Source organism: Pelistega sp. MC2, assembly GCF_900099475.1.
GTDB lineage: Bacteria > Pseudomonadota > Gammaproteobacteria > Burkholderiales > Burkholderiaceae_B > Taylorella > Taylorella indica.
Genome location: NZ_LT628269.1, coordinates 1 through 1186, shown reverse-complemented (window position 1 = coordinate 1186; position 1186 = coordinate 1). Strand labels below are relative to the sequence as shown.

Sequence of the window (1186 nt, the reverse complement as noted above, 5' to 3'; positions counted from 1 at the left end):
TGAACCTACCCCATTCTTAACACAGCTTTAAAGTAGAATATGCTCTCTGCCTGTACTCGACAGGACTTAAACGATCTAATGACTCATGAGGTCTTTCAGTATTGTAAATGTTTATCCACGCCTCTGTATGCCAACGCACCTGATCGAGCGTCGTGAATAAATGCATATCCAACACTTCCTCACGGTAGGTTCGATTGAACCGCTCAATATAGGCGTTCTGATAAGGGCATCCCGGCTCAATAAAGTCAATCAGAATGCCTCGCTGCTGCGCCCACTGCGTGAACTCTGTGGAAGTAAACTCAGGCCCGTTGTCCGTACGAATACACTGCGGATATCCATGGGCTTCCCCAAGCTGATCTAAAAAGCGAGTCACCCGAATAGCGGGCAGACTCACCCCTATGTCGATGCCTAGCACCTCACGGTTAAAGTCATCTATCACGTTAAGTGTACGGAACCGACGGCGACCCGTCAGACCATCCGACATAAAATCAATTGACCAACTGCTTCGTGCCATGACCGGTTGCGTCAATGGCATCGGATGCCTTGCCGGTAAACGCTGTTTGCGTTTGCTTCGTAGCTGTAATCGAAGCTGATGATAGACGCGTTGTACGCGTTTATGATTCCATGTATGATCTAAGGCGCGTAAGCGGTCAAAACACTTCACAAAGCCCCAGCGAGGATGACGTTCGGTGAGCCTAAGCAAGACCTCTTCAACGAAACTATCGTCAACTTGGCGTTTACGGTAGTAATAAGCCGTGCGGCTAATACCGACTGCTTGGCAGCTTTTAACGATACTCACTTGATGCCTTGCCTGTAGGTCACGAGCCCAAGCCTTACGTGTTTCTACAGGCACTAGAGCTTTTTTATAATCTCCTCCTGCATTCGGGCCATCAAACTCAATTCAGCGTACATCTTCTTAAGCCGCTCGTGCTCTTGCTCAATCTGCCTAAGGCGCTTCAGCTCCGAGGCCTCAAGGCCATCATACTTGGAACGCCACTTGTAAAAGGTGGAAACAGCAATACCTTCTTGGCGACATAGTTCAGCGATAGGCTCGCCGGCCTCTGCTCGCTTTAATAAAGCAATGATCTGCTCTTCACGCTTACGTTTGCTCATTGTAAAACTCCTAATTATCAATTAAATTTTAAAGGAAATTTCTATATTTGAGCTGTATTAATTTAGGGGGTGG

General features: G+C 47.6%; 1 protein-coding gene. It reads right to left on the bottom strand.

Going from position 1 to position 1186, the window contains the following annotated elements; genetic code table 11:
* Positions 1 to 16: 16 nt before the first annotated feature.
* Positions 17 to 1113 (bottom strand): IS3 family transposase gene (locus BQ4443_RS00010; protein WP_371128767.1). Its coding sequence is split into 2 segments (ribosomal slippage): positions 17 to 867 and positions 867 to 1113, totalling 1098 coding nucleotides; the frame shifts between segments, so codons are not numbered across the junction.
* Positions 1114 to 1186: the final 73 nt, after the last annotated feature.